The organism is Pontibacterium sp., assembly GCF_041587635.1.
GTDB lineage: Bacteria > Pseudomonadota > Gammaproteobacteria > Pseudomonadales > Balneatricaceae > Pontibacterium.
Genome location: NZ_JBFGYC010000243.1, coordinates 1 through 5,654, shown reverse-complemented (window position 1 = coordinate 5,654; position 5,654 = coordinate 1). Strand labels below are relative to the sequence as shown.

Annotated in this window: 8 protein-coding genes; all 8 read left to right on the top strand. The window is 50.9% G+C overall.

Translation table 11 applies throughout. From position 1 onward, the window contains the following. The first annotated feature begins 50 nt into the window (after nt 1–50). The 8 genes from ABYW01_RS12465 (at nt 51) to ABYW01_RS12430 (ending at nt 5,649) form a co-directional block, all read left to right on the top strand. Entirely contained in the window at nt 51–755 is a 705-nt protein-coding gene (locus tag ABYW01_RS12465; RefSeq protein ID WP_372833132.1) for a hypothetical protein, read from the top strand. Nucleotides 756–765: 10 nt separating this feature from the next. Further along, on the top strand, nt 766–1,044 hold the full coding sequence (locus ABYW01_RS12460; RefSeq protein ID WP_372833129.1) for a hypothetical protein: 279 nt from the start codon (nt 766–768) through the stop codon (nt 1,042–1,044). 10 nt (nt 1,045–1,054) lie between these two features. After that, nucleotides 1,055–1,864 carry a PD-(D/E)XK nuclease-like domain-containing protein gene (locus ABYW01_RS12455; protein WP_372833127.1) on the top strand — a complete coding sequence of 270 codons (810 nt, stop codon included), beginning with the start codon at nt 1,055–1,057 and terminating at the stop codon, nt 1,862–1,864. A gap of 20 nt (nt 1,865–1,884) precedes the next feature. Next, nucleotides 1,885–2,877 (top strand): RecT family recombinase, encoded by a 993-nt coding sequence (locus ABYW01_RS12450; RefSeq protein WP_372833125.1) that lies wholly within the window; start codon nt 1,885–1,887, stop codon nt 2,875–2,877. Nucleotides 2,878–3,130: 253 nt separating this feature from the next. Further along, nucleotides 3,131–4,072, top strand: coding sequence for a recombination-associated protein RdgC (rdgC, locus tag ABYW01_RS12445; protein WP_372833123.1), 942 nt, complete (start codon nt 3,131–3,133; stop codon nt 4,070–4,072). 341 nt (nt 4,073–4,413) lie between these two features. Beyond that, nucleotides 4,414–4,860: a hypothetical protein gene (locus ABYW01_RS12440; protein WP_372833120.1), complete on the top strand. Its 447-nt coding sequence runs from the start codon at nt 4,414–4,416 to the stop codon at nt 4,858–4,860. Nucleotides 4,861–4,950: 90 nt separating this feature from the next. Further along, nucleotides 4,951–5,145 carry a hypothetical protein gene (locus ABYW01_RS12435; protein WP_372833118.1) on the top strand — a complete coding sequence of 65 codons (195 nt, stop codon included), beginning with the start codon at nt 4,951–4,953 and terminating at the stop codon, nt 5,143–5,145. Nucleotides 5,146–5,211: 66 nt separating this feature from the next. Next, a complete protein-coding gene (locus tag ABYW01_RS12430; protein WP_372833116.1) occupies nt 5,212–5,649 on the top strand; it encodes a hypothetical protein in 438 nt (145 codons plus the stop codon). The last annotated feature ends 5 nt before the right edge of the window (nt 5,650–5,654 follow it).

Sequence of the window (5,654 nt, the reverse complement as noted above, 5' to 3'; positions counted from 1 at the left end):
TGTGACCGGGAGATCTACAGCAACCTTAACAATCATCCGAGGACGGGACGATGCAAGAACTAAACACTTTGGTAAACAACGTAATGAAGGACATGGCCGAGCAGGGCCAGATCGAAAAGATCATTCGCGAGAAGGTTGAAAGCTCCGTCGAGGAAGCCTTTTCATCGATGTTTCGCAGCTACGGCAAGCTGGGCAAGCAGATCGAAAAGGGCCTAGAGGACAACCTGAACATCGATTTCAGCCAGTGCGGCCTTCAGGAATTTAGTGCGGTGATGGTCGACGCGGTTAAAGGCGTTGCTCATAAGCACATGAAGGAAGCAGCTCAGGGGCGTTTTTTGGAAGACATTGAAAAGATGCTCTCTCCAGCTCCAAAAGAAATCACCGTTCAGGAGCTGGTTAATCTCTTCATTGAGTATTGGCGGGAAGACGCGTTCGATCCAAGCGATCTTGATGAGCTTGTAACGGTTGAGATTGAGCATGATGACGGCTCTTGTCTGAATGGTCACACCTTGAAGCTTTGGAAATGCAAAGAAGAGAGCTACGGCAGATCTGAGCGATCCCCTGACCTGCACCTCTACATCAGCAAAGACAAAGATATCCGCATCATCTGGAGTGGGCGTGAGCATCTGGGAACCACCAATTACGGCGCTGAAGCCAAGGTGTTTCAGATGTACGCAGCCCGGACATTGATCAGCGATATCGACACTGTTTATGTCCACAACCTCGATACCGAGCTTCGCGTTTACGACTACTGAGGACAGAGCCATGAAACTTCAACAACTCAAAGGCGCGGCTGAAGTAATGACCGCCAAAGCTGAGCCAAGCCAGAACGACCAGAGCCTTTGGTCAATGATCGCCACTGCTAAGCAGGTAGAAGACCTGGTACGCCAGATTCAGGAACTGCATACAGAGCTTGGCCTTCAGTTCGATGCGCTGCAATTTATGGGTGTATCTACAGCTCAAGCAGAACCCCAGCAAGTGCTGGACCTGATCAATGAAATCGAATCCCTGCAAACGCAGGTAGAACAGAAACAAGCGGCATAGGGAGCGCATCATGGAGCCGGGCATCTACACCGACCTAACAAACGAAGCGTACCACTCTGGGCCGGGCGTCAGTAAGTCCGGCTTGGATCTGATCGCTGACTGTCCTTCTAAGTTTCTCTGGAATAAGCAGGCACCGGTAGATGAAGAAAAGACCGCAGCACTGGATATGGGTACCGCCCTTCACTGTGTGATCTTGGAACCAGAAGAATTTGAGGATCGCTTTATTGTCGCGCCGGTATTCAACGGTCGCACTAACGAGGGCAAGGCAGCCAAGAAAGCGTTCTACGAAGACTGCGCCTCACTGGGAAAGACCATTATGACCGCTGAAGAAGGCCGAAAGCTGAAGATCATGCGCGAAAGCGTTATGGCTCATCCTACGGCGCGCTGGTTGCTGGAAGAAGAAGGACAGAATGAAGCGTCCATCTACTGGAGCGATGAGGAGACCGGCGAGCTGTGCCGCATTCGCCCTGACCGGATGATTAGTGATCGAGCGCTGATTGTTGATGTAAAGAAAGTCGATGACATGAGTCGATTTAAGCGACACATCGAAGAGTTTCGATACCACGTTCAGGACGCGATGTATTCGCACGGCTTCAAGCAGCACTTTGGCGAGGACGCGACATTTCTTTTCCTGGCCGTGAGTTCAAGCATTAATGCTGGTCGCTATCCGGTCGACGTAATCGACCTGACACCCGACTGGAAAGAAGCAGGCTTTGAGCTGTTTCGCCGCGATCTTGATACGTACCACCAATGCCGAACAGCAGATGACTGGATGCATATTCATACGCTTGAGCGCCCTCGCTGGGCACGTGCTGCGTAAACAGAATTAGGAGAAGAACAATGAATCAGGAAGCAAGCAACGTAGTTTCCATGCAGCAAGGCGGCGCACCAATGGAAATGACCGACCCGAGCGCTACCCATACCGCCAACATGCTCATGAACCCAATGATCATGCAGCAGCTGAGCAACTTCGCAGCAATGATGGCCTCAGGAAAATCCACGATTCCGCAGCACCTACGTGGCAATCAGGGCGATTGCATGGCTATCGCGATGCAGGCTGCACAGTGGGGCATGAACCCTTACGCGGTTGCTCAGAAGACGCACCTGGTAAACGGCACGCTCGGGTATGAAGCGCAGCTGGTGAATGCGGTGATCAATTCAATGGCGCCAACCAAAGATCGCATCCATTACGAGTGGTTTGGTGATTGGTCTGGAGTTATTGGCAACTTCGTAGAAAAAACCAGCAGCAAGGGCAATAAGTACAATGCACCTAACTGGACGCTTAAAGATGAAAAAGGCCTTGGCGTCCGAGTGTGGGCAACCCTTAAGGGAGAAGAGGAGCCTCGAATTCTTGAGCTACTACTCTCTCAAGCTCAGGTGCGCAACTCAACCCTGTGGGCTTCAGATCCCAAGCAGCAGCTGGCTTATCTTGCCCTCAAGCGCTGGGCTCGCCTGTACTGCCCTGACGTAATTTTGGGCGTCTATACCCCTGACGAATTTGAGAAGCCGTCACGACCAGCAGAGCGCGAGGTAAATCCATCGGCCGCACCTTCCAGCCTTCAGAACAAGATAAACCCTCGCAAGCAGGCTGAGGAGCCTGAAGCGAAGGCTGAGCCAGAACAAAACTGGCAGCCCATCGTAGATCAGTGGGTTGAGGTGTTTAACAGCTGCGAAACCTTGGAGGGGTTAGCGGTGTGCCGCACTGATGCCGAAGCATTCCAGCAAGAGAATAATCCTCCTGCTGCTCTATGGAATTCAGTTTTCGTTGCATACGGAAACACCAAAAAGGCGCTGGAAGCTGGCGCTAATCCTCAAACTGGTGAGGCGGTATAGCCGCCTCCCTCTCTAGCCTTGGACGGGGTAGTGACATGGAGAACGGGACAGCAATTCTTGCAAACATGAATCCAGATCAGGAGTACACGGCAAGCCTGCTTGCTGAGGTTTGCGGGGTATCTCGCCAGTGCGTTTCGTCGGTATTGAGAGAAGCGTCACTGGGGGGGGGTAGTTGAGCGTTACCGCAAGCCGGGCGTTAAGCCCTTTGTTTATAAGACCAAACAATTAATTCTGAATCTGGAGTCATAGCTCGATGTTTTTCAAAAACGCAATTTTCTACCGTATCACCGGTGACCTGGACATCACCACTGAGCAGCTGACTGAAAAGCTGCAAGAGCAGGTATTCACGCCATGTGGCAGTCAGGACCTAAGCCGCTACGGCTGGACCGACCCAACTCAGGGGCTGACTGATCAGCTAGCGCAGACAGTGCACGGCTTTCATCTGATCAGCACACGGAAGGAAGAGAAGATCCTCCCTTCTGTAGTGGTGAAGCAGGCAGTTGAAGAAAAGGTTCGCGTCATTCAGCGAGATCAGGCGCGCAAGGTTTACCGAAAAGAGCGTGACCAGATCAAAGATGAAGTGATTCTGGATCTGCTACCGCGCGCATTTAGCAAATATCAGATCACTCATGCGTTGATCGCCCCGCAGCAGGGATGGCTTATCGTGGATGCATCGAGCCACAAGCGCGCAGAAGAACTGCTGTCCTACCTGCGCGGAACGCTGGGGACTCTGCCTGTCCAGCTGCCCGATGTTAAGCACGCACCATCAGCAATCATGAGCCAGTGGGTAGAGGGTGCAGACAATCGCCCTGCCGACTTCAATATTTTGGATGAGGCCGAATTGCGCGACAACCTTGTAGAAGGCGGCGTTGTACGCATCAAAGGGCAAGAGCTGCAGGATGAAGAATACATTGCTCACCTTGAAGCCGGTAAGCGGGTCGTAAAGCTGGCCGTCGAATGGGAAGAGGCGCTTCGTTTTATCCTTCAGGAAGATCTGACAATCAAGCGCATCAAGCTTACCGATCAGATGAAAGAGAAGATGGATCAGGAGTCACCTGAAGATCAGCTAGCGCAGTTTGACGCTGATCTGGCTCAGATGGGTATCGAGTTTACCCGTGTTTTTCCTCAGCTGATCGAAGCCTTTGGCGGCTTGGCTGAAGCGCCTGAATCAGCACAGGAGACAGCCAATGTGTAACTGCATGAATGAGACGCTAAAGGCTGTCACGGCTGAAGTTGAGCCAAAGCTGCCAGCGCATAAGCCAGGCACTCTCAAGATCCAGTGGGAGAACAAGGTTTTTCGCCTCGACGGCAAAGGCAATGACGTAATGCTCCCCGTCTCCATTAAGTACCGAAGAACGAAATCTAGCGGAGACGAATATAAAAATACCACCCACGACAGCATAAGCATGGCAATGACGTACTGCCCTTTCTGTGGTGAAAATTTTGACAAGCAAGCGTCGGAGGCGAATCAGTGAATCCGCAGTATTGGGACTGGAAAGCATATTCCAGACAGGTTAACCGGAAAGGGAAAGCGAAATGAGCCTCACCCCTGCTGAGAGAATCATAAACACAATCAATGACGCGGTTGCCATCGCCGGTCTTGAGATGCTGAAAAATCCAGAACTTATGCGCTACGAAACAAGCTCAGAGCGCAAAATGCTCAAGCGTGTAGCTAAGCGTAAGTTTAAAGTGCGCGTCATTCGCCGAGTGCTAAAAGCTGATCTGGCTATGACCCAGAAGGCAATGAAAGCTCTGAGAGACTATCAGACTATCATCGATCACGGCCGCTATTGCGACACCATCAATAAGCTGGTTTTTAAAGTGCCTGACTCCAATTTCCTGCCAGCAGTCGAGAAGCTGCAGAACGTCTTCAATAAAGTCGGTTTTGCCGATCACGTTCGCATGATGAGCGAATCGATTCAAGCAGCGGCTGAACTGGATGCGGCGCAGTTTGGGAAGCAGAGCTTTGGGGCTGCGGCCTAACCCCTAATTTAACGGGCCGATGTGCAGTGAGCGGAAGCGAGCGAAACGACAGTCCACTTTGAAATTTTTGTTATGCCGGCGGAGGCGAACATGGGCATTAAAGTGCAAGTTACCCTGAGTGAAGAAGAGGTTGATTTGTTGGTGCGTGGTGCGGAGCTTGTGCACTACGACGATGAGAATCAAAAGTCCTACGATGCGGCAATTATGCGAATGAAAAAAGCGGTTGATCGCAAGCATGACCGGCTGATTAACAGCAGCTTTACAGATTCTCAAGGCTGCTATTAGGCGGCATAACGGCGCAATAAAACGCGCTGCAAGAATTAAATTATTAAGTAGACAAAGGTGAAGAACATGAAATATGCAAAACAAGTGCTGGGGGCAGCGTCGATTTTGATTGCTTTGTTAGTCTCCGGCTGTGTTTTAGATGATGCAACTGTTGCAAAACATAACCTAACAAAAGCTGCTGACAATTTTGAACTAAACCGTCGAATCATCTTTATCAACACATGGACAGATACGCAGCTACAAATAATCGAAGGCCGGTGCAATATTGAGTACGACAACAGCCGAACGTCAGTTATTTGTAAGGTGTCTGACAGCGAGTACAAGCGTAGCCTTATTGGTAATAGCGGCCAAGTTACCGCTATGGTTGAGCAGCTAGAGGGCGTTCCCGTTAACGTCTACCACTACCGCCGCACGTTTAAGCCGCAAACGATAATTCCTGATATTGATTTCCGTGGAAGCGCTAAAGCAGCTGTTAATGCTGTGACGCCAGATAAGCAAGACTAACCCTT